The organism is Ramlibacter sp. (assembly GCF_035554825.1).
Lineage (GTDB): Bacteria > Pseudomonadota > Gammaproteobacteria > Burkholderiales > Burkholderiaceae_C > Ramlibacter.
In genome coordinates, this window is record NZ_DATMHS010000067.1 from 1 (window position 1) to 19,276 (window position 19,276).

Here is a 19,276-nt window from a genome sequence, read left to right on the forward strand (position 1 = left end):
CGAAGAGCGGCTTCTGCCACTCGGGATGCTCGTGAATGACGATGAGTTCGGGGTCGGTGATGCGCATGACCATCCGATCGTACCGTGCACGCCGCGGCCGCACGCGCGGCGTGGGCGCTGGCGCGGCGCCGGACGAGCCGCTCTCCTACGTCCACGGTTGACCGGCGCGCTTAACGTGATCGACCCGACGGCCACACAGGAGAACTGCCATGCCGACCGACCAGCACCAGCCAGCGGGCGATAGCAACGCCGATCCGTCCGACGACCCGACGGCGCACACGCCGGACGAGGACGGGCCGCACGACGTGCCCGACGAGAAGGTGATCGAGAAGACGCTGCCGAGCTCGCCGAGCCGCAGCGAGCGGCCCGGCCCCCGCTAGCGCCCGGCCATCCGTTCAGCCGGAACGGACGCGATCACGTCCGAGCTGCGCCTGCATCCACCGCGCCATCGTGTCGAGCAGTTCCTCGCGCACCTGCGCGTCGGTGCGGCCCGAGCGCACCAGCACGTGGAACGAGTGGTCGGCGCCGTCGACGACGTGCAGCGTGGCCCGCGCGCCCAGGCTGTCCGTGGCCCGGCGCACCAGGTCCAGGTCCAGGTCGGCCAGCGCGTCGCGCGTGCCCTGCAGGAACAGCATCGGGGCCTGCACCTGCTGCAGATGCTGCGCCCGCGCGGTCGAAGGCTTGCCGGTGGGATGCAGCGGAAAACCGGCGAACACCAGGCCGCGCACGCCGGGCAAGGGCTCGATCGCCTGCGCCTGCGAGGCCATGCGGGCGCCGTACGACTTGCCGCCGGCGAACAGCGGCACGCCCGGCCACCGCGTCGCCGCCGCCTGCACCGCGGCGCGCACCGCCGCGTGGGCGACGGACGGCGGGTCCGGCCGCCGGCGCTCTGCCTCCATGAAGGGAAACTGGAAGCGCAAGGCGGCGACCCCGCGCAGTGCCAGTCCGCCGGCGAGCGCCGCCATGAACTCGTGCGCCATACCGGCGCCGGCGCCGTGCGCGAGCACGCAGCCGGCCAGGGGATGCGGCGGCGCGTCGAGCAAGGCGGAAACCCGGCCTCCGCCGTCCAGCGTGACAGTCACGGGCAGTGGATCGGGAGGCATCTCGCGGCAGTTCCGTGGTCCATCCCCGGACGATAGAACATCCGGATGCAGCGTGGGCCCGCCAGCGCCGTGGCCGCCTATGATCGCCCGATGCCGGCATCCGAACGTTCCACGCCCGTCTCCGCTCAGCTGTCGACGATCGCGCGCGAACTGGCCGTGGCCACGGCGGATGCCGCCAGCCATCCGCAACACCGGGCGCTGAGCGCCTTCCTCGCCCGCGTGCGCGAGGCGCTGGGCATGGACATCGCGTTCGTCTCGCAGTTCGCCGGCGACCAGCGGGTGTTCCGCATCGTCAGCGTCGCCGCGGCGGTCAGCCCGCGCGTGGCACCGGGCCAGTCCGACCCGCTCGTGGACAGCTACTGCCAGCGCATCGTGGAAGGACGGCTGCCGCGGGCCATCCCGGACACCGCCGCTTCGCCCGAGGCGCGGGCACTGCCGATCACCCAGCGGCTGCGCATCGGCGCCTACCTGAGCGTGCCGATCGTGCTGAAGAACGGTGAGGTGTACGGAACGCTGTGCTGCTTCAGCCACGAACCGCGGCCCGACCTGGGCGACGCCGAGGTGCTCGGGCTGCAGGACGTGGCGAACGTGATTGCCGCCGGCATCGACGGCGCAGGCGGGCGCTAGACCAGCGCGCCGTCCTCGTAGGCCGCGCCGAAATAGACATTCACGCTGGCGATGCGCTCGCCGCGGAACGTGAGGTACTCGGTGTTGCGGAATGACTTGCCCTGCTGCGTCTCGCAGACGTAGGTGACGAAGGCCCGGTCGCCGTCGACCACGATGCGCTCGACCTGCTGCCGGTGCCCGGCGTCGCCCTCGGCCCAGCAGCGCTCGAAATAGGTCGCCTTGTCGATCCGGTCGTCGTTGGGGCTGGTGAAGGTGAAGTCGTCGGCCAGCAGCGCCTCGGCCAGGGCCCGGTCCGCGCGTTCATAGGCGTCGCACCACGCTTGGACGACGGTGGCGAGTTTTGTATCTTGCATGGGCCACTTTAACCGTCTTCGGGCCCGCCGGTTGCGAGTGGGCGCAATCTCCTGCAACCGGATGCGTGATCCGGCGCGCGCTGTTCGCCGCTGACCTATCCGGGGCTCCGGTCCGACCACAGCCTGCCGCCGGTGGCCCAGTCGTGCCGCTTGATGTCGAACAGCAGCACATCGACCGATTCCGCCTTGGCGCCCAGCGTGTCGACGACCGCCTGCGTCAGTGCCTCGGCCAGGGCCCGCTTCTGCTCGACGGTTCGTCCCTCCATCAATTCGACGCGGATGGTTGGCATATGGTTCTCTCCTCTGGTGACAAGCGTGAAGGCGGCCCGCGCGTGGTGGTCCTTGAGGTGTGTGCGAGCCGCGCCCGCCCATCCCCTGATCCACATTGGCAAGGGGCGGCCTGGGGCCGGCCATCTTAGCCGCTGCTCACGGTTGGGCCGGTTCGACCGCCGGCGCGGCGAGTTCGCGGCCGACCATCGCGCGGGCGTAGAGATAGTTGGTGCGGGCGCAGTCGCTCAATCCGTCGAGATCGACGCGGCCATCCGCATCGCAGGGAAAGGCATAGCCGCGGCCCCGGTCGAACAGCGACCGGAAACACAGGCAGAAGCGGCCGCCGCCGGCATGTCGCGCGTCTTGCATTCTCGAACCTCCGTCCAGGCACGGCGGCGCCGCGCCTGTGCATTCAACGGGTGGTGCGATTCGCGAGCGGACGCGCCGCTGCAAAGCCCGCGTGAAGACTGTGACCCCGGGCTACCCGGCCCGCTTGCCGGCCCGCTTGCCGGCCGGCCGCGGCGCAGTGGCGTGCTCCGCCTCGCTCAGGACCCATTGCACGAAATCCTGCGCGTCCGGGTTGTGCGCGGCCTGCCCGGACAGGGTGATGAAGTAGGCGCGCCGCGACGCGGCCGCGCCCCGGAACGGCGCCACCAGCTTGCGCTGGCGGATCAGGGCGTCGAGCAGCGGCAGGCGGCCGATGACGACGCCGTGCCCGGCGCACGCGGCGGCCACCGCTTCCGAATACTGGGTGAAGCGCATGGTGCTCGCCGGACGCACCGTGTCCAGGCCCATCAGCTGCAGCCACGGCTCCCAGTCCATCGTCGGCGGCTCGCCCGGCGGCATGTCCACCGTCAACAGGACATGGCGCTCCAGGTCGGCCGGCGTGCGCAGCGGCCGCCGCTTGTCGCGCACCAGGGCCGGCGAGCACAGCGGCTGCACCTCCTCCTCGAACAGGATCGCACCGGTGGCACGGCTGCTCGGCGCGAAGCGGATCGCCAGGTCGATCCGGCTGCGATCGAGGTCGACCAGCTCCAGCGTCGCGGAGATGCGCACGTCCACCTGGGGGTGGCTGGCCGTGAACCGGGCCAGCCGCGGGATCAGCCAGAACGACGCGAAGCCGGGGGTGCAGGTGATCGCCACCTGGCGCGGCGCCGCCGACTGGCGCACCTGCGCGACGGCATCGTGCAGCCGCCCCAGGCTGTCGTCGACGGCGCGCTGCATGATGCGGCCGGCCGGCGTCAACACCAGGGCGCGATGCCGGCGCTCGTACAGCGCCGCGCCGAGGCTGGCCTCCAGTTGCTGGATCTGGCGGCTGACGGCCGATTGCGACAGGAACAGTTCCCTGCCGGCTTCGGTGAAGCTCAGGTGGCGCGACGCCGCTTCGAACGTGTGCAGCAGGTCCAGCCGCAGCTGGCGCGAGCGCGGCTGCGGCGCCCCGGCGGCGCGCGGCGGCGGCAAGTTGACATTCCGTGAGCGCATGCGATCGATGCGAAACGAGCGTTTGTTGCGTCTGGGGGCGGCCAGTATATTGATTCGTCAGTTGCATGTGAAGGAGCTTTCCCATGGTCGCCATCACGCACCATCCGTATGCCGTCAGCCTGGCCGCGCGCGCCCTGTACGAAATCGCCGACGCGGCCGACGTGCGCATCGCCTGCGAGCAGGGCAGCGTCTGGATCACGCTGGACCACGATCCGCGCGACATCGTGCTGGAAACGGGCGGCGCCTTCCGCGGCGCCGACCACCGCCGGGCGCTGATCTACGCGCTCGCGCCGTGCCGGCTGGCGGTGAGCCCGGCGCGGGCCGAGCGACCGCGGCCGTGGGCCCGCGCACCCGAACCGGTCCTGCCGTGACGCCTACCGCGCGCCGGTGGAAGACCCCGCCGGCTTCGACTCCCGTGGCGGCAGCAGCCGGTCGTAATCGGCGGTGACGACCGCGTAGCACTCGCAGGCGTGCCGCAACAGACCCGCGCGGTCGAGCACCTGCAGGCGCCCGCGGTGGGTGCGCACCACCCCGTCCCCCTGGAGGCGGTGAATCGCCTCGCTCACCGTCTCGCGCCGCACGCCGAGCATCGACGCGATCAGTTCGTGCGTGAGGCGAAACTCGTCGCCGTCGACGCGGTCGAGACTCAGGAGCAGCCACCGGCACAGCCGCTGCTCCGGCGTGTGGTGCCGGTTGCAGACCGCGGTCTGCGAGACCTGCGCCAGCAACGCCTGCGCATAGCGCAGCAGCAGGTGCGTCACGCCGACGTGGCGCTCGAATTCCCGCCGGATCACCTGCGCGTCGACGCGCACGGCCACGCCGGCGCTCTGGACGATGGCCCGCGTGCTGGCCGGTCCGCCCCCCAGGAATGCGGAGACGCCGACCAGGCCCTCGCGACCGACCACCGCCACCTGGCTCGAGGCGCCGGTCGCCAGCATCGTGAGCAGCGCCACGCTGCTCGTCACCGGGAAATAGACGAAGCGGAAGGTGTCGCCCGGCTCCGACAGCGTGTCGCCGAGCTCCATTCGCACCGGTTCGAAGTAGGGGCTGCAGGCGCGGAACGAGTCGGCTCGCAGCGCGGCGAGCAGCGCATTTCTTCGCGGGTCGATCTGCTGCATGGCTTCCGATCCGGGGTGATGGGGTCTCGCAACGGGCACAAAGTCACAGTAGACGCCGCCGGATGCGGGATCTATGCGCGTTCTTTACAGGACGACACAGACGCGACACAAAAAGACGTGCCTGCGTGCGCGGCCGCACAGAGCCGACGCTCGCGCCGGCCGCACGCTACGCACTCACGCGACGGGGAGGGAACGTGAACATCCAACTGAGGGCGCCGCAGGCAGGCGCACAACGCGAGCAGCTGTACCAGGTGCTGCTCAGGCACGCATTGCGGCGCGAAGCGGAGCACAAGGCGGTCGAGTCGGCGCTCGCCAGCGAGTCACGGCGCAAGGATGTCTTCCTCGCCACCATTGCGCACGAGCTGCGAAACTGCATGGCCGCGCTCGGCGGCGGGCTGGACATGCTGGAGCGCGGCGCCGAGCCGGGCGGGCGCACGGGTGCCCTGGCCATCACCCGCCGCCAGTTCACCCTGATGGAGTACCTCCTGCGCGACATGACCGATGCCGGACGGATCGTCAACGGCCAGTTCACGCTCGAGTCGCGCCCGCTGGTGCTGCAGGAGCTGGTGGAGGCCGCGGTGGCCGCCTGCCGCCCGGCCCTGCGCGAACTGCAGTTGGGTGTCGACCTGCCGGCGGCGCCGGTACGCATCCACGGCGATGCCAATCGCCTGTCGCAGGTGCTGACGAACCTGTTGGACAACGCGGCGAAATTCACGCCGCCCGGCGGCCACGTCAGCGTCAGGGTCCGCGCCGGTGACCGCGCCGAGCTCAGCGTCAGCGACGACGGCGCGGGCATCGCGGCGCACGATCTCCAGCGCATCTTCGAGCTGTTCGGGCAGGAACAACGCAGCCGCTCGCTCTCGCCGTGCGGCCTGGGCATCGGGCTGGCCGTGGTGCGCCACGTGGTGGAACTGCACGCCGGCAGCGTCTCGGCCCAGAGCGACGGTCCCGGCCGCGGCGCGACCTTCACCGTCACCCTCCCCCTGCTCGCCGCGCAGGCGGCCCAGGAGCCGACGGTGGCTCAGCCGCTTGGCATCTGCCTGCGGCCGGCCGGGGCGCCGGAACCGGCCAGCCTCCCACTCTGAGCACTCCACCGTCGAGCCGACCCCGCGCCGCCTTCGCGAAGCTTCTCGATACGCGACGACGAAGTTACGCACGGGCCGGAGGAGAAATCCTCCAATTAATACGCAAAAATCCTTGAGCCTGATCAAAGCAAGGCGAGGCGCGCAACACAGACTTAGACGCCCAAGCCACTTTCATCGAAGGTCCAGGCCGGCCGCGAAGCGGTCTCCCGACATCCCGCCGGCCCCGCCGCCACGGGGTTGCGGGCGCGGCGCCGGCATCTGGTCCACGAGGAGAATCCGAAGTGAACCTTGCACCGAAGAAGGACCGCCGGTCCGGTCCCGGCGGCGCGCTGGCCCTGGCCGCGGCGATCATCGTGGCGGCACTGCTGCTGCGGCTGGCCCTCAACCCCTTCCTCATCGACAAGCACCAGTTCCTCCCGGGGTACGCGGCCATGGCCGCCGCGACTTGGCTCCTGGGCTGGCGTTACGGGCTGCTCGTCGCGCTGGCCTGCCTGCTGGCGGGCGAGGCGTTTCCGTCGATCTATGCGGCCGACGGGGCTGCGGCGCACCGGGCGATGGCCTACATGGCTTATCTGGGCGTGGCGACGGCGGTGATTTCGGCCGTCGAATGGGCGCGCGGCGAGCGCCAGGAGCTCGCCGCGGCACTGACCGAACTGGAGCGGGCCGGTCACCGCAAATCGGAGTTCATCAGCCTCCTGGGCCATGAGCTTCGCAATCCGCTGACCAGCGTGGCCATCGGGGGCAAGGTGCTCCAGGCGGGCGGCCTGGATCCCGTCGCCGCGCGCGGCACGCTGGAGATGATGGAGCGCCAGACCGACCGCATGACCAAGCTGGTCGGCGACCTGCTGGACGTCTCGCGCCTGGAGACCGGCAAGCTGTCGCTGCAGCGCCAGGTGATCGACGTGCTGGCGGCCGTCCAGGAGGAGGTCGCGGATCTGCGCCTGGCCACCGCCGCCAGGCACCAGTCGGTGCTGGTGCTGGCGCCCCAGCCGGCCGGCCTGATCTACGCCGATCCGCTGCGGCTGCATCAGATCCTCGTCAACCTGATCCAGAACGCCTCGAAGTTCTCGCCCGAGCACAGCGAGATCGAGGTGCGCGTGGCCGGCGGCACGGAATGGATCACGATCAGCGTCAAGGACGCGGGCGTCGGTATCCCGCCCGCCCAGCTGCAGCACATCTTCGAACCCTTCGTGCAGCTGGCGCACGAGGCGACGCAGAACCGCGGGCTCGGGCTGGGGCTGCCGCTCACGCGCGACCTGGTCCGGCTGCACGGTGGTTCGGTGCAGGCATTCAGCGAGGGCTGGGGCCGGGGCGCGGAGTTCGTGATCAGCCTGCCACGCGCGCTGCCGGCGGACCGGCCGCCAACGCCGGCCGCGGCGCCGGAAGCCCCGTGCGGCCAGACGCCGCACGAGCGGGCGCCGGCGGCCGGCCCTGGACGGCGCGTGCTGGTGGTCGACGACAACCCCGACGCCGCGGACACGCTGGCGACCCTGCTGCGCCTGAAGGGCCACGAGGCCTTGACCGCCGGCGACGGGGCAACCGCGCTCGACGTCGTCGCCCGGGAGCAGCCCGACCTGGTGTTCCTCGACATCGGGCTGCCGGACATGAACGGGCTGCAGGTGGCAATGGAGTTGCGCGGGCTCGCCACCCGGCAGCCGGCGCTGGTCGCCCTCACGGGCTGGAGCAGCGACGAGGACCGGCGCCGCTCGCTGGCGGCCGGCTTCGACGCCCACCTGACCAAGCCGGTCGATGGGCAGGCCATCGACCAGGCACTCCAGCTGGCGCCGTCGCAGGCTCGCGCGCCGGCGGCGCCGGCTGCCCGGCGGAACGTCCTCGCCGAAGCGGTGTCGCCATGAGCGCGCACCCCTGGCAAGAGCCGCTGGCGCCATCGCTGGACGAGGTGATCCGCAATTTGCGCCGGGAAAGCGACGCCGCCATGGACAGCGCGAAGGCCGCCTTCGCAGGCACGCCCGTGCGCGAGCAGGTGACGGTTCCGCGCCGGTTCCCGGACCCGGACACGCTGTTCGAACCGCATCCGGCGCCCAGGCCGCGGGGCGCCCGGGTGCCGCGCCGGTGAGCTTGGCCGGCAGGCCCGCCGTCCGAACCGCGCCCGGCCAGCCGTCGGTCGACGGCGCCGCCCGCCCGGATGGGGCACTGGGCCGGACACGCCCGCCGCGCCGCCTGCGCTATGCTCGTCCGCCATGCAAGATGCACTGCTGATCATCGACGTCCAGCGCGCCCTGTGCGCTGGCGAGGAAGCGGCCTTCGACATCGACCGTGTGATCGACCGCATCAACGGCCTGGCCGCGCAGGCGCGGCGCGCCGGCGCGCCGGTGCTGGTCGTCCAGCATGAGGAGGACGAAGGCCCGTTGCGCTTCGGGGCCGACGGCTGGCAGCTCGCCGAGACGCTGGCGAGCGGGCCCGGGGACATCCCCGTGCGCAAGACCACCCCGGATTCGTTCCACGGCACCGAGCTGCAGCCGCTGTTGCAGGCGCGAGGCGTCACGCGCCTCGTCGTCTGCGGACTGCAGACCGACTTCTGCATCGACACCACGGTCCGGCGCGCCCTCGGGCTCGGCTATGAAGTGGTGCTGGTGGCCGATGGCCACTCCACCGTCGACAACGGGGTGCTCGGCGCGCCGCAGATCGTCGCGCACCACAACCGGACGCTGTCGCGCATGGCCAGCTTCGGCCCGCGCGTGGCCGTCGTTCCCGCTGCGGAGGTGACCGTCGGGCGCTGACGGTCCCGTGGCTTTCGCGCCGCCCGTGCTGTTGCTGGCCGCCCTGCGGGCCGCACCCCGCCGCTACCGCCTGCCGGCATTGCCCGGCGACGCCGAGGTGGCCGCGGCGCTCGGCGCCGAAACAGCGCTGGCGTTCGCGATGGAGGCCGCTCGCGCCGCGCGCCAGCATCATTCGCCGCCGCCCGACGGCGCCCGGGCCCTGTTCACGGCCAGCCTCGCCGGATTGATCCGCCGGGCGCTCGCGGCCGACGGCGGCGATCCGGGCTTTCAGGCGCTGCTGCTGCAGGCGCAGGACGGGCCGGTGCGCGAACACGTGCAGCTGTCGGCGCAGCGCGCAGCCGACCGGCGGGCCGTGCGCTCGGCCATCGACGCACTCGCCCACCCCGGCAAGCTGCGCGGCGCGCCGGCCGGGCCGCCGCGCGAGGCGCTCGGGCAGCTGCATCGGCTGGCGTCGGCCGGTTCGTGGCCGCAGTTGGGCTCCGCCGTCGAGCGCCTGCTGCGGCAGCAATCCGCCGGCGACGAAACCATGCGCGCCGGCCTCGCAGCCATCGCGGCCATGCCGGCGCTGCAGCGGCTGGTTCGGGGCGGCGCCCTCCTGGGCGACCAGGCGGTGCAACGCTACGTGGCGCTGCGCGAGCGGCACGGACCGGCAGCCGGCAGCGCGGCCGCCGCCGCCCGGGGCCGCGCCGCGGCGCGCCTGGGCGCGCTGGCGGAGGACGAGACGGTGCAGGCGTTGCGCGAGATCGCGGCGCTGCTCGACCGGCATGACCGGCTCGAGGGCCGCCATCGCATCGCGCGCAGCCTGCGCCCGCCGCGCGGTTTCCCGGGCCAGGCGGGCAAGGCGAAGGACGAGTGGGACGCGGCGATCGTGCGAACGACGGCCACCGGCGCTGCCGACGTCGTACTGCTCGCCGAAGTGAAGGCCGCGCCGGCGGCGGCGACGCCCGATTTTTCGCGGCTGCATCGGGGCCTGCAGCGGCTGGCGCACGCCAGCGCCGGGCAGGCGTACGACTTCGCGTCGGCCGATGGCCCGCTGCGGGTGTCGGGGGAGTCGCTGCGCGGCCTGCAGCCGCCGGGGCGCTGCCTGCCGGCGCACGTGATCTATTGCTGCACGGCACCGCCCGAAGCGCAGCCGCAGATGCTGAGCGCGGCCAGCAAGGCGGCGCTGCTGGCCGAATCGGCGTGCCTGGCCTTCGCGCGGCAGCTGGCGGCCGGCGCGTCGCCGCCGGCAAGCGAGCTCGCGCCGGTGTGGGAGGCCCTCGCCGCGCCGCGCCTGCGCTCGGCGCTGCACCAGTACGAGACGGCACAGGCGGCGCGCGAGGCGATGCTGCATCCGCACGACCTGCTGGCCGCGGTGGCACGGCAGCTGCAGGCGGGCCCACACCCCTGATCGCGGCGATCGGCGGCAAGGGCCGCGGCGCACGCGGCCTCCGAGGCGGCGCCCGCGCCGCGGGCATTACAGTTCGCCCATGACGAACAACGGATCGCGCGGCGTCCCCGACCGCGCCGGGGAGGCGGCCGCGCCGGCCGACAGCGGGTCGAACCGGGGCGGCACACGATGGAAGAACAGCTGGGCGCCCCTGTCCGTCACGCTCGCGATCCAGGCCATGGTGGCGATGGCCCTGCTGACGCTGCCGGCGATCGCGCCCAAGGTGGCGGACGCGGTCGGCGTCTCCGCGGTCTACATCGGTCTCTACATCGCGGTGGTGTATGCCGGCGCGATGGCGGCCAGCCTCGCTTCCGGCGCCGCGGTCGCCCGCTACGGCTCGATCCGCGTCAGCCAGGCCGGGCTGCTGCTCTGCGCGCTCGGCCTGGTGCTGTGTGCGGTGCCGACCGTGGCCGCGATGGCGGTGGGCGCGTTCCTGGTCGGCGTCGGCTACGGGCCGGTCACGCCGGCGAGTTCGCACCTGCTGGCCCGCACCACGCCGGCGCACCGCATGTCGCTGGTGTTCTCGATCAAGCAGACCGGCGTGCCCGTCGGCGGCGCGCTGGCCGGCGCCATCGTCCCCGGCCTGCAGGAGCTGGTCGGCTGGCGCAACGCACTGCTCGCGGTCGCCGCGGCCAATGCGCTCTGCGCCTTCCTGGCGCAGCCGCTGCGCGCCGGGTTCGACGCCGACCGCGATCGCGCGCGGCGGCTGGCGATGGGCCACCTGCTGCAGCCGGTGCAGCTGGTGCTGTCGCAGCCCGCCTTGCGCATGCTGGCGGGCTGCTCGTTCGTGTTCTCCACGGCGCAACTGTCGCTCACGACCTATCTCGTCACGTATCTCACCGACAGCCTGGCCTATGGACTGGTGGCCGCCGGACTGCTGCTGTCGGTCTCGCAGGTCGGCGGCATCGTCGGCCGCGTGCTGTGGGGCTACGTCAGCGACCGGTGGCTGGGCGCGCGGCGCATGCTGGCGGCGTTGTCGGCCTTGATGGCGGCGACGGCGCTCGCGACGGCCCTGTTGCACCAGCAGCTGCCCAGCGTGCTGGTGCTCGCCGTGCTGCTGGTGTTCGGCGCCTCCGCGATCGGCTGGAACGGCGTCTACCTCGCCGAGGTGGCGCGCCAGGCGCCGCCTGGCATGGCCGGCACCGCAACGGGCGGCACCCTGGCGATCACCTTCCTCGGCGTCGTGCTCGGGCCGCCGCTGTTCGGCGCGTTGTCGGGGCTGTTCGGCAGCTACCGCGCCGGCTTCGTCGCGCTGGCGCTGCCGCTGGCCCTGTGCACCGTCGCCTTGATGCGAAGCGCCCCGGCCGCCCAGCCGGCAGCCAGGGCGGGATGAGCGCGTTGGACGCCCTGCCCCGCATCGCCGTCGACCTCTTCGCCAATCCGGCATGCGATCGCGCTGGCGCCTACGGCGCCGCACGCGCGGCGATCCTCGGGCGCGACGCGCTGGCGGCCGCGACGGCGCAGATCCAGTGCTGGCCCGGCCACGACGTGACGCCGCTGCATGACCTGCGCGGACTGGCGGCGCGACTGGACGTCGCAGCGGTGGCGTACAAGGACGAAGGCAGCCGCTTCGGTCTCGGCAGCTTCAAGGCGCTGGGCGGCGCCTACGCCGTCGCCCGCCTGCTGTGCCGCACCGTCGCCCAGCGCGTCGGCCACGCCGTCACGACCGCCGACCTGCTGGCAAGGCGGTTCCACGACCTCACCCGCGAGGTGACCGTGACCTGCGCCACCGACGGCAACCACGGCCGCTCGGTGGCCTGGGGCGCGCAGCTCTTTGGCTGCCGCTGCGTGGTCTACCTCCACGCCCAGGTCAGCGAGGGCCGGCGCGCGGCAATCGCCGGTTACGGGGCAGCGGTCGTTCGCACCGCCGGCAATTACGACGAATCGGTGCGCCGGGCCGACGCGGACGCTCAGGCGTTCGGACGGCACGTGATCTCCGATACCTCGTACCCCGGCTTCATGGACGTGCCGCGCCACGTGATGCAGGGCTACCAGCTGCTGGTGGCGGAAGCGGCGCAGCAGCTGGCCGCCCCACCCACCCATGTGTTCGTGCAAGGCGGCGTCGGCGGGCTGGCGGCCGCCGTCTGCGGCTATTACTGGGAGCGCCTCGGCGGCACGCGGCCGCGGCTGACCGTGGTCGAGCCGCGCGCCGCGGACTGCCTGATGCGCAGCGCCCGCCGCGGCCGGATCACGGCGGTGCCCGGCGAGCTGGACACCTTGATGGCCGGCCTGGCCTGCGGCGAAGTGTCGCCGCTGGCCTGGGAGATCCTGGAAACCGGCGCCGATGCCTTCGCCACCATCGGCGACGAAGCCGCCGTGGCCACGATGCGGCTGCTCGCCGACGGCAGCGACGGCGACCCGCCGATCGTCGCCGGCGAATCGGCGGTGGCGGGACTGGCCGCCGCGATCGGCATCAGCGCGAACCCGGCGCAGCGCGCGGCGCTCGGCCTGGACCAGTCGAGCCGGCTGCTCTTCGTCGGCAGCGAGCGCGACACCGATCCGGCGCTGTACGCGCAGCTGGTGGGCCGCGGCGCCGACGCCGTGCTGCGGCGCGCGCCCGGCTGAGGCGGCGGGCGCCGGCGGGAGCCGGGCCGCCAGGCTTTACCATTCGGCCCGGACCCGCGACCCGGGTCCGTTCCCCCCAACCGAAGGCCACGAGCCGCAACGCATGCTCATGAAAACCAGAATCACCACCATCGGATCCGGCCTGCTCCTGGCCGCCCTCGCGCTGACTTCGGCGCACGCCCAGGACAAGGCGGCCAAGCTCGTCACGCGCGACCAGCTGCGGGTCTGCATGAATTCCGAGAGCGATCTCGCCAGCCGGCGCCAGGCGCTCGACGCGCGCAACAAGAAGAACGGCGAGGAGGCGGCGGCGATCCGGGCCGAGGCCGAGGAGCTGACCGAGGAAAGCAAGCGGGCCGACGAGCGCCCGCTCGGCCGCGACCGCTTCGAGCGGCACGTGCGCGCGCACAACGCCCGGGTGGCGGCCGCGAAGACCGGCGTGGAGGCGCTGCGCGCCGACCTCGAGGCGCTGAACAAGTCGCTGGTCGCGCACAACGAACAGTGCGGCGGGATTTCCTACCTGCCGGAGGACAAGGAAGCGATCCTCAAGGAACGCGAGGCGGCGAAGAAGTAAGGCCGGCGCCGCGCGCTCGCGCCGCCGCGGCTGCGCCTACCAGGTGCGCACGCGCCCGGTGTCGACGTGGACGAACTGCTCGCGCTGGTAGAAGCCCACGCCGCCGGCCTTGAGCGAGAGCGCGGCGTCGCGCAGGTCCGCGAGCTGCACGCCCGGCAGCCGGATGTCGATGGCCTTGCCATCCATGTGCAGGCTGCGCTTGGCGACGCCGCCGCCGCGCGTCGCCTTCAGGCTGGCGTTGGTCGCCGGGCAGCGGTAGCCGGAAATCACCTGGAACGACTGGTTCGCACCGAGCGCCGAGCGCAGGCGGTGCAGCACGTCGAACAACTGCGGTTCGATCACGCCGACGTCGCCGGTGTAGTGGTCGCGCAGGAAATGGTTCAGCGCCTGCAACGCTTCGGGCAGGTAGCGCTCGCCTACCGCGTACACGATGCTGAGCTTCTCGCCGGTGTGGGTGTGATCGAACGCCAGGCTGCGGGCGTTGGCCGGCACCGCCCATGCCGTGCGGGCCGCGAGCGGCGCGGCCGCCCCCACCATCGCTGCCTGCGCGAAACGGCGCAGGAACGAACGGCGGGCGGAGGCCTCGGGCGACTGGATGGACATGCTGCGGCTCACGCGGGGCATTCTAGTTTGGGCCCGCCGTCCGCAGCCGCCATGGGGTCAATCCCGCGGAACGCGCCCGCAGCGCCTGCGCCAGCCGCGCGTCGGCGCCGTACAGGTCGGGGAAGAAGTGGACCGTGCCGGCCCGGACGATCACCGTGCTGTACGCGATCAGGACCGGCAGCGGCCGCTTCAGCGGCACGGTGCTGGAGACCCCCCTGGCCATCGCCTCGCGGATGCGGTCCTCGGTCCAGGCGGGGTCGTCCTGCAGCGCGAACTGCGCCAGCGCCACCGGCGCTTCCACGCGGATGCAGCCGTGGCTGAAATCGCGCCGCTCGCGCTCGAACAGCTGGCGCGCGGGCGTGTCGTGCAGATAGATGTTGTCGTTGTTCGGGAACACGAACTTGACGCCGCCCAGCGCGTTGCGCTCGCCCGGCCGCTGCCGGATGCGCCAGCCGCCGCGCACCACCTCATCCAGGCCGGCGGGGGCGAACGTGCGCACGACCTGGCCGGAGGACGTGACGAATTCGAGCGCCTCGCGCTCGAAGTAACCCGGATCGCGCCGCAGCCGCGGCACGGTTTCGCCGCGCGCGATCGACGGCGGCACGTTCCAGTAGGGACTGAACTCGATGAAACGCATGTCCTCGCCGAACAGCGGCGTGCGGGTGCGCAGCGCCTTGCCGACGATGACCTTCATGGTCAGCCGCACCGCGATGCGGCCGTCCCGCACCTCGTAGGCGCGCAGCACGAACTCCGGCACGTTCACCACCACCATCCGCGGCCCCTGCAGCAGCGGCGTCCAGCGCAGGCGCTCCAGCGCCAGCTCGATCTGCCGCGCGCGCTGCGCCGGCGTCGCCTCCAGCTGCTGCAGCGTCGCGCGGCCGAGAACCCCGTCGGGCGTGAGGCCGTGGCGCTCCTGGAATGCTTCCAGCGCCGCCACCAGCGGGCCGTCGAAGCGCTCCGGCAGCGCGGCGTCGGCCGGCAGATCGCCAAGGGCCTGCAGGCGCTGGGCCAGCACCGGCAGGCCGGCATAGGGCTGGCCCCGTGCCAGCTTGCGCGGCAGCGGCGGCAGCGGCGACTGCCAGGCGGGGTGCCCCGCCAGCGCGCGGTAGCGCGCCAGCGCCTGCCGCAGGCCGGCGTACATCGGCACCGGCGGCGTGAACTGCGCCGGCACGGCGGCGAGCTGGTGGTTCGCCACCGCATCCCGCAGCAGCGCCAGCGTGTCGGGCGCCGTGCGCGGCGGCGCGGGGAAGTTCGCGGCGATGCGGCGCGGGTCCACCCGCCCGCCCTGCAGGTCGGCCAGGTAACGCTGCAGCGCGGCGGTCAGCGCCGCGTCCACCTGCGCCTGCGGCCCGCCCGGCTGAGCCTGTTCCAGGGCCGAGGCGAGCGCGGCGGCGTCGTAGTCGCGCGGATCGAGTCCGTCATCGGCCGCCGTCAGCAGCCACTGCACCGCCTGCCTGGCCTCGGCGCTGGGCTGGCCGCCAGCGAACCACAGCAGGGGTTGGCCGCCGGACGCCGCGGTCGCGCCCACGGTGAACGCGAACACGAGCAGATGAACAAAGCTGCGCAGCCTCATGACGGTGCCGGGTCGCGGATCGCAGGCCATGCGGGCGACCCCGTTCCAAGTGAAGGCGCGCCGCGCCACGCCTTCCTTGTCGGAGATCAACCATCGCCGCCGGCGCCCCGGCGCCGGCGCGGGGCGAACCCGGATAGCGTGGGCGGGGAATTTGTGTAGGCTGGCGCCTGCCGCCGCCCGCCCCCGCGCGCGCGGCACGCAGTCCATACCAAGCAGGAGACACAGGATGAAGAGAAGGGCATTCGCGGGCGGCCTCGCCCTGGCCGGCCTGAGCGGCGGCGTGCTGGCGCAAGCCACCGCTTACCCCGGCGCCAGGCCGATCCGGCTGCTGGTCGGCTTCACGCCCGGCGGCGCGGCCGACTACGTGGCCCGCGTCATCAGCGAGCCGCTCGGCAAGGCGCTGGGCCAGGGCATCGTCGTGGAGAACCGGCCGGGCGCCGGCGCCAGCATCGCCACCGACATGGTGGCCAAGGCGGCACCCGACGGCTACACCGTGCTGCTGGCCAGCCCGGGCAGCATCCTCGTCAACCCGGCGCTCAATCCGAAACTGCCGTACACGCTGCGCGACCTGGCGCCGGTGGCCAAGGTGACCAGCTCGCCGCTGGTGGTCGCGGCCCATCCCGGCAGCGGCATCAACTCGATCCAGGACCTGATCGCCAAGGCGAAGAAGTCGCCGGGCACGGTGAACTGCGCCACGGCCGGCAACGGCAGCGCCCCGCACCTGGGCGCGGCGCTGTTCTCGCAGGTGGCAGGCGTGCAGATGACGCTGATCCCGTTCAAGGGCGGCGCGCCGGCGATCCAGTCGGTGGTGTCGGGCGACACCCAGGTCACCTTCGGCACGCCGCCTTCGGTGCTGCCGATGATCCAGGCCGGACGCCTCAAGGGCCTGGCCGTGAGCGCCAGGGACAACTCGGACATGTTCCCCGGGCTGCCGGGCATGGCGCAGGCGGGGCTGCCCGACTACGCCATCGACTTTTGGTACGGGCTCTTCGTGCCGGCGGGCACGCCGGCGCCGGTGATCCGCAAGATCTACGAGGCGGCCGCGGCCGCGATGCAGCAGCCCGGCGTCAAGGTGGCGCTGGCGCGCGAGGGCACCGCGATCGACCTGTCGAAGTCGCCGGACCAGTTCGCGTCCTTCCTCGAGCAGGATGCGAAGTTCTGGGTGAAGCTGGTCAAGGATGCCGGGGTCAAGCTCGATTGAGCCCATGCGCGGCCCGGCGGCCACGCCGCGCCGCATGCAGCACCTTGTGACATTCGGTTGCCTGGCTCAGCAGCAGCCGTGTCAGACTCGGCACGCCTTTCTCGCAACGACACACACAACATGGCCCTGAAGAACTTTCTCGTCGCAGCCCTCGTGCTTTCCGCCTCCACCGCCGTCCTGTCGCGCGACCACGGGGTGCGCACCGCCGCGCCTGCCGCCTGTGCCGCCTGCGGCACCGTGCAGGAGGTGCACGCCGAGAAGCGCCAGGGCGAAGGCGGCGCGGCCGGCATCGTCGGCGGCGCGCTGGTCGGCGGCCTGCTGGGCCACCAGATCGGCGGCGGTCGGGGCAAGACGCTGGCCACCGTCGGCGGCGCGGCGGCCGGCGGCTACGTTGGCAACGAGGTGCAAAAGCGCGCCAACAGCCGCACGGTCTGGGTCACCACCGTGCGCATGAGCGACGGCAGCGTCCGCCGCTTCGAGCAGCAGGCACGTCCGGCCTGGGGCGCCGGCAGCGCGGTGCGGGCCGCCAATGGCCACCTGCAGCGGCTCTGAGGTGGCGCCGGCCCCGGGCCGGCCGATCAGGTGCCGGACGGCCGCTCGCCATCGGGCCGGCCGCGGTCGCCGCGCGATCGGCGCAGTTCGCGCACGTTGAGCAGCGCGCGGGCCCGCTCGCGGCGCTTCCACATTTCGAGGGCACTCTCGGAGCCCGCTCCGCACGCAGGGCCGAGGGCGCGCACGTCGCGGCCGAGGTCTTCCGCCTCGGCGACTTCGCTCCACTCGGTCCTTTGCATCAGCGTCCCGCTCCTGCCGTCTTCGTCATGAACACCGAACCGAATGTAGGCGGCCCGGCGGCGCTCTACCGTCGGCAGGCACGGGGCATCGGGGTAGGAGCCGGCCGTCAGTGAATATTCCCGCCCTGCGGCGCGCCGTGTCGGCCGAAATTCACGGCCCCGGTCGGCGCCCTCGCCGCGGCGCCTCGGCGCCCGCGTAGGGACCGGCCGACGTGGCCATGGGCAGTGCGCCGCCAGCGCCGGCGCGACGCGCGAACTATGGTGGACGCCGAACTTTCGGGAGACCTCCATGCTGCGCAAGCTCATCATGTTCGCCATCACCTCCGGCTTGGCGAAGAAGCTGTACGACAAGTACCGCGCGCCGGCCACGCGCATGCCCTTCCCGACCTCGCGCCATCCGCCGCGTTCGAGCGCGCGTTAAGGCGCGGCTCGGCCGCCGTCAGCGCGCCGGCAGCCCCATGCCGCGCGCGATCACCTCCTTCATGATCTCGTTGGTGCCGCCGTAGATGCGCTGGACCCGGGCGTCGGCATAGGCGCGGGCGATCGGGTATTCCCACATGTAGCCGTAGCCGCCGTGCAGCTGCAGGCACTGGTCGATCACCCGGCACTGCAGGTCGCTGGTCCAGTACTTGGCCATGCTCGCGGTGTCGGTGTCGAGCCGATCGCGCACCAGCAACTCCAGGCACTTGTCGACGAAGACCCGCGCCACCTGCACCTGCGTCTGGAGTTCGGCCAGCGTGTAGCGGGTGTTCTGGAACGCGGCGACCGGCTGGCCGAAGACCTGCCGCTCCTTCACGTAGCGCACGGTGGTGTCGATCGCCGCCTGCGCCGATGCCGCCGCCGTGACGGCGATCTGCAGCCGCTCCCAGGGCAACTGCTCCATCAGGCAGACGAAGCCGCGGTTCTCGAAGGCCGCGCCGCCCAGCAGGTTCTCGGCCGGCACCCGCACGTTGTCGAAGAACAGCTCGGCCGTGTCCTGCGCCTTCAGCCCCAGCTTCTTCAGCCGCTGCCCGTGCTGGAAGCCCGGCATGCCGCGCTCCACCAGCAGCAGGCTGGTGCCCTTGGCGCCGGCCTGCGGGTCGGTTTTCGCCACCACGACCACCAGGTCGGCGTGCCAGCCGTTGGTGACGAAGGTCTTGCTGCCATGGAGCAGGTAGCTGCCGTCCGGCTGCCTGAGCGCGGTGGACTGGATGCCTTGCAGGTCGCTGCCGGCGGCGGGCTCGCTCATCGCGATGGCGCCGATCATTTCGCCGCTTGCCAGCCGCGGCAGGAAGCGGGCCTGCTGCGCCGCGGTGCCGTAGTGCAGGAGGTAGGGCGCGACGATCTCGCTGTGCAGCCCGTAGCCGATGCCGCTGAAGCCGGCGCGCGCCAGTTCCTCCATCTGCACCACCGAATACAGCTTGTCGGCCCCGCTGCCGCCGTGCTGCTGCGGCATCGTCATGCACAGGAATCCATTGGCGCCCGCCTTCCTCCACACATCGCGGTCGACATAGCCCTGCTCCTCCCAGGCCGCGTGGTGCGGAGCGATCTCCCGGTCCATGAAACGGCGGAAGCTGTCGCGAAAGGCCTCGTGCTCGGCGTTGAACAAGGTGCGTTCGATCATGGCGGCTCCGGTGGTTCTACAAACGAAAGTGCACGGCCGCCGCGCCCGCCCGGGCCCGCGGCGGTCGCCCGCCTGCGGGCCTGAACGCTGCCTGAGCGCGCCGCCGCCCGTGTCCCCATTTTTACAGAGCATCTGCTTGGGGGCCTGCCTATACTGCACCG

General features: G+C 72.6%; 24 protein-coding genes. 14 read left to right on the forward strand and 10 right to left on the reverse strand.

What is annotated here, in order from left to right:
* Window positions 1-209 precede the first annotated feature (209 nt).
* The gene (locus VNT59_RS07670) at window positions 210-380 is read left to right on the forward strand and encodes a hypothetical protein (RefSeq protein ID WP_325497736.1); all 171 of its coding nucleotides are present in this window, start codon (window positions 210-212) and stop codon (window positions 378-380) included.
* A 15-nt stretch (window positions 381-395) separates the two neighbouring features.
* On the opposite strand, the gene VNT59_RS07675 is transcribed toward VNT59_RS07670, so the two are convergent.
* Window positions 396-1,082: an alpha/beta family hydrolase gene (locus tag VNT59_RS07675; protein ID WP_325497737.1), complete on the reverse strand. Its 687-nt coding sequence runs from the start codon at window positions 1,080-1,082 to the stop codon at window positions 396-398.
* 111 nt (window positions 1,083-1,193) lie between these two features.
* Between VNT59_RS07675 and VNT59_RS07680 the strand changes: the two genes are divergently transcribed.
* The gene (locus tag VNT59_RS07680) at window positions 1,194-1,730 is read left to right on the forward strand and encodes a GAF domain-containing protein (RefSeq protein WP_325497738.1); all 537 of its coding nucleotides are present in this window, start codon (window positions 1,194-1,196) and stop codon (window positions 1,728-1,730) included.
* On the opposite strand, the gene VNT59_RS07685 is transcribed toward VNT59_RS07680, so the two are convergent.
* The 4 genes from VNT59_RS07685 to VNT59_RS07700 all read right to left on the reverse strand — a co-directional run bounded on the left by VNT59_RS07685 (window position 1,727) and on the right by VNT59_RS07700 (window position 3,835).
* Window positions 1,727-2,083, reverse strand: coding sequence for a nuclear transport factor 2 family protein (locus tag VNT59_RS07685; RefSeq protein WP_325497739.1), 357 nt, complete (start codon window positions 2,081-2,083; stop codon window positions 1,727-1,729). The genes VNT59_RS07680 and VNT59_RS07685 overlap by 4 nt on opposite strands.
* A gap of 95 nt (window positions 2,084-2,178) precedes the next feature.
* Complete coding sequence (locus VNT59_RS07690; protein ID WP_325497756.1) at window positions 2,179-2,469, reverse strand: 4-oxalocrotonate tautomerase; 291 nt, start codon at window positions 2,467-2,469, stop codon at window positions 2,179-2,181.
* A 40-nt stretch (window positions 2,470-2,509) separates the two neighbouring features.
* Window positions 2,510-2,722, reverse strand: coding sequence for a hypothetical protein (locus tag VNT59_RS07695; RefSeq protein WP_325497740.1), 213 nt, complete (start codon window positions 2,720-2,722; stop codon window positions 2,510-2,512).
* A 111-nt stretch (window positions 2,723-2,833) separates the two neighbouring features.
* The gene (locus VNT59_RS07700) at window positions 2,834-3,835 is read right to left on the reverse strand and encodes a LysR substrate-binding domain-containing protein (protein ID WP_325497741.1); all 1,002 of its coding nucleotides are present in this window, start codon (window positions 3,833-3,835) and stop codon (window positions 2,834-2,836) included.
* An 83-nt stretch (window positions 3,836-3,918) separates the two neighbouring features.
* Between VNT59_RS07700 and VNT59_RS07705 the strand changes: the two genes are divergently transcribed.
* Window positions 3,919-4,206, forward strand: coding sequence for a DUF2917 domain-containing protein (locus VNT59_RS07705; RefSeq protein WP_325497742.1), 288 nt, complete (start codon window positions 3,919-3,921; stop codon window positions 4,204-4,206).
* A 3-nt stretch (window positions 4,207-4,209) separates the two neighbouring features.
* On the opposite strand, the gene VNT59_RS07710 is transcribed toward VNT59_RS07705, so the two are convergent.
* Window positions 4,210-4,953 carry a Crp/Fnr family transcriptional regulator gene (locus VNT59_RS07710; RefSeq protein WP_325497743.1) on the reverse strand — a complete coding sequence of 248 codons (744 nt, stop codon included), beginning with the start codon at window positions 4,951-4,953 and terminating at the stop codon, window positions 4,210-4,212.
* A gap of 194 nt (window positions 4,954-5,147) precedes the next feature.
* Between VNT59_RS07710 and VNT59_RS07715 the strand changes: the two genes are divergently transcribed.
* The 8 genes from VNT59_RS07715 (at window position 5,148) to VNT59_RS07750 (ending at window position 13,344) form a co-directional block, all read left to right on the forward strand.
* Window positions 5,148-6,038 (forward strand): HAMP domain-containing sensor histidine kinase, encoded by an 891-nt coding sequence (locus VNT59_RS07715; RefSeq protein ID WP_325497744.1) that lies wholly within the window; start codon window positions 5,148-5,150, stop codon window positions 6,036-6,038.
* Between the two features lie 281 nt (window positions 6,039-6,319).
* Window positions 6,320-7,894 carry a hybrid sensor histidine kinase/response regulator gene (locus VNT59_RS07720; RefSeq protein WP_325497745.1) on the forward strand — a complete coding sequence of 525 codons (1,575 nt, stop codon included), beginning with the start codon at window positions 6,320-6,322 and terminating at the stop codon, window positions 7,892-7,894.
* Window positions 7,891-8,115: a hypothetical protein gene (locus VNT59_RS07725; RefSeq protein ID WP_325497746.1), complete on the forward strand. Its 225-nt coding sequence runs from the start codon at window positions 7,891-7,893 to the stop codon at window positions 8,113-8,115. The genes VNT59_RS07720 and VNT59_RS07725 overlap by 4 nt, the downstream gene beginning before the upstream one ends.
* A 124-nt stretch (window positions 8,116-8,239) precedes the next feature.
* A complete protein-coding gene (locus tag VNT59_RS07730) occupies window positions 8,240-8,779 on the forward strand; it encodes a cysteine hydrolase family protein (RefSeq protein ID WP_325497747.1) in 540 nt (179 codons plus the stop codon).
* Between the two features lie 7 nt (window positions 8,780-8,786).
* The gene (locus VNT59_RS07735) at window positions 8,787-10,169 is read left to right on the forward strand and encodes a hypothetical protein (protein WP_325497748.1); all 1,383 of its coding nucleotides are present in this window, start codon (window positions 8,787-8,789) and stop codon (window positions 10,167-10,169) included.
* Between the two features lie 79 nt (window positions 10,170-10,248).
* On the forward strand, window positions 10,249-11,541 hold the full coding sequence (locus VNT59_RS07740; RefSeq protein ID WP_325497749.1) for an MFS transporter: 1,293 nt from the start codon (window positions 10,249-10,251) through the stop codon (window positions 11,539-11,541).
* A 5-nt stretch (window positions 11,542-11,546) separates the two neighbouring features.
* Window positions 11,547-12,773, forward strand: a complete 1,227-nt coding sequence (locus VNT59_RS07745) for a diaminopropionate ammonia-lyase (RefSeq protein WP_414708362.1) — start codon at window positions 11,547-11,549, stop codon at window positions 12,771-12,773.
* A gap of 109 nt (window positions 12,774-12,882) precedes the next feature.
* A complete protein-coding gene (locus tag VNT59_RS07750) occupies window positions 12,883-13,344 on the forward strand; it encodes a hypothetical protein (RefSeq protein WP_325497750.1) in 462 nt (153 codons plus the stop codon).
* Between the two features lie 36 nt (window positions 13,345-13,380).
* On the opposite strand, the gene VNT59_RS07755 is transcribed toward VNT59_RS07750, so the two are convergent.
* Together VNT59_RS07755 and VNT59_RS07760 are read right to left on the reverse strand one after the other, a co-directional pair.
* Complete coding sequence (locus VNT59_RS07755; RefSeq protein WP_414708363.1) at window positions 13,381-13,941, reverse strand: YcbK family protein; 561 nt, start codon at window positions 13,939-13,941, stop codon at window positions 13,381-13,383.
* 28 nt (window positions 13,942-13,969) lie between these two features.
* Window positions 13,970-15,520, reverse strand: coding sequence for a L,D-transpeptidase family protein (locus VNT59_RS07760; RefSeq protein WP_325497759.1), 1,551 nt, complete (start codon window positions 15,518-15,520; stop codon window positions 13,970-13,972).
* 226 nt (window positions 15,521-15,746) lie between these two features.
* On the opposite strand from VNT59_RS07760, the gene VNT59_RS07765 reads away from it, so the two are divergent.
* On the forward strand, window positions 15,747-16,721 hold the full coding sequence (locus VNT59_RS07765; RefSeq protein WP_325497751.1) for a tripartite tricarboxylate transporter substrate binding protein: 975 nt from the start codon (window positions 15,747-15,749) through the stop codon (window positions 16,719-16,721).
* A gap of 120 nt (window positions 16,722-16,841) precedes the next feature.
* Window positions 16,842-17,273: a glycine zipper 2TM domain-containing protein gene (locus tag VNT59_RS07770; protein ID WP_325497752.1), complete on the forward strand. Its 432-nt coding sequence runs from the start codon at window positions 16,842-16,844 to the stop codon at window positions 17,271-17,273.
* A gap of 26 nt (window positions 17,274-17,299) precedes the next feature.
* On the opposite strand, the gene VNT59_RS07775 is transcribed toward VNT59_RS07770, so the two are convergent.
* The gene (locus VNT59_RS07775; RefSeq protein WP_325497753.1) at window positions 17,300-17,512 is read right to left on the reverse strand and encodes a hypothetical protein; all 213 of its coding nucleotides are present in this window, start codon (window positions 17,510-17,512) and stop codon (window positions 17,300-17,302) included.
* Window positions 17,513-17,801: 289 nt separating this feature from the next.
* Here VNT59_RS07775 and VNT59_RS07780 point away from each other — a divergent pair, with 289 nt between their 5' ends.
* Complete coding sequence (locus tag VNT59_RS07780) at window positions 17,802-17,933, forward strand: hypothetical protein (RefSeq protein ID WP_325497754.1); 132 nt, start codon at window positions 17,802-17,804, stop codon at window positions 17,931-17,933.
* Between the two features lie 18 nt (window positions 17,934-17,951).
* Here VNT59_RS07780 and VNT59_RS07785 read toward each other — a convergent pair whose 3' ends face one another.
* A complete protein-coding gene (locus VNT59_RS07785; protein WP_325497755.1) occupies window positions 17,952-19,115 on the reverse strand; it encodes an acyl-CoA dehydrogenase family protein in 1,164 nt (387 codons plus the stop codon).
* Window positions 19,116-19,276: the final 161 nt, after the last annotated feature.

Bases quoted from the DNA above. Each gene is read 5' to 3' on its own strand.
- VNT59_RS07670 (WP_325497736.1), top strand. From the start codon at position 210: ATGCCGACCGACCAGCACCAGCCAGCGGGCGATAGCAACGCCGATCCG.
- VNT59_RS07680 (WP_325497738.1), top strand. From the start codon at position 1,194: ATGCCGGCATCCGAACGTTCCACGCCCGTCTCCGCTCAGCTGTCGACG.
- VNT59_RS07685 (WP_325497739.1), bottom strand. From the start codon at position 2,083: ATGCAAGATACAAAACTCGCCACCGTCGTCCAAGCGTGGTGCGACGCC.
- VNT59_RS07690 (WP_325497756.1), bottom strand. From the start codon at position 2,469: ATGTGGATCAGGGGATGGGCGGGCGCGGCTCGCACACACCTCAAGGAC.
- VNT59_RS07695 (WP_325497740.1), bottom strand. From the start codon at position 2,722: ATGCAAGACGCGCGACATGCCGGCGGCGGCCGCTTCTGCCTGTGTTTC.
- VNT59_RS07700 (WP_325497741.1), bottom strand. From the start codon at position 3,835: ATGCGCTCACGGAATGTCAACTTGCCGCCGCCGCGCGCCGCCGGGGCG.
- VNT59_RS07705 (WP_325497742.1), top strand. From the start codon at position 3,919: ATGGTCGCCATCACGCACCATCCGTATGCCGTCAGCCTGGCCGCGCGC.
- VNT59_RS07710 (WP_325497743.1), bottom strand. From the start codon at position 4,953: ATGCAGCAGATCGACCCGCGAAGAAATGCGCTGCTCGCCGCGCTGCGA.
- VNT59_RS07725 (WP_325497746.1), top strand. From the start codon at position 7,891: ATGAGCGCGCACCCCTGGCAAGAGCCGCTGGCGCCATCGCTGGACGAG.
- VNT59_RS07730 (WP_325497747.1), top strand. From the start codon at position 8,240: ATGCAAGATGCACTGCTGATCATCGACGTCCAGCGCGCCCTGTGCGCT.
- VNT59_RS07740 (WP_325497749.1), top strand. From the start codon at position 10,249: ATGACGAACAACGGATCGCGCGGCGTCCCCGACCGCGCCGGGGAGGCG.
- VNT59_RS07750 (WP_325497750.1), top strand. From the start codon at position 12,883: ATGAAAACCAGAATCACCACCATCGGATCCGGCCTGCTCCTGGCCGCC.
- VNT59_RS07760 (WP_325497759.1), bottom strand. From the start codon at position 15,520: ATGAGGCTGCGCAGCTTTGTTCATCTGCTCGTGTTCGCGTTCACCGTG.
- VNT59_RS07765 (WP_325497751.1), top strand. From the start codon at position 15,747: ATGAAGAGAAGGGCATTCGCGGGCGGCCTCGCCCTGGCCGGCCTGAGC.
- VNT59_RS07770 (WP_325497752.1), top strand. From the start codon at position 16,842: ATGGCCCTGAAGAACTTTCTCGTCGCAGCCCTCGTGCTTTCCGCCTCC.
- VNT59_RS07775 (WP_325497753.1), bottom strand. From the start codon at position 17,512: ATGCAAAGGACCGAGTGGAGCGAAGTCGCCGAGGCGGAAGACCTCGGC.
- VNT59_RS07780 (WP_325497754.1), top strand. From the start codon at position 17,802: ATGCTGCGCAAGCTCATCATGTTCGCCATCACCTCCGGCTTGGCGAAG.
- VNT59_RS07785 (WP_325497755.1), bottom strand. From the start codon at position 19,115: ATGATCGAACGCACCTTGTTCAACGCCGAGCACGAGGCCTTTCGCGAC.